This is a genomic window from Gilvimarinus sp. 1_MG-2023, from assembly GCF_030548285.1.
Genome location: NZ_JAUOSC010000539.1, coordinates 1 through 329, shown reverse-complemented (window position 1 = coordinate 329; position 329 = coordinate 1). Strand labels below are relative to the sequence as shown.

Here is a 329-nt window from a genome sequence, read left to right as displayed (position 1 = left end):
CGTCTGGCGCGGCTGGAACTGGCGGCGGCCGGGGCGATGCTGACCCTGGTGCTGGGGTTGTTATTACTCAATATCGTGACGCGTGCCATTGGCCAGGCGTTGTTCTGGATTGATGAGGCGGCGGTGTTGGGCATGGTCTGGATGGTTTTTTTGGCCAGCGCCGCCAGCTTGCACAATGGCACCAATATCGCGATGACGCTGGTGATTGAACGGCTGCCAGAGCGTCTGGCACAGCTGATGGCCGTTGTGGTGAACGCCACTCTGCTGGTGTTTGTGGGGGTGCTGTTATGGATGTTGTGGCGCTGGTTTGACCCGTTGACTCTCTGGAG

Annotated in this window: 1 protein-coding gene; it reads left to right on the top strand. The window is 59.6% G+C overall.

Annotated elements, in window-relative coordinates; all coding sequences use genetic code 11:
• Positions 1 to 329: TRAP transporter small permease (locus Q4563_RS17985; RefSeq protein WP_303605475.1), on the top strand; the 329-nt coding region annotated here is incomplete at both ends.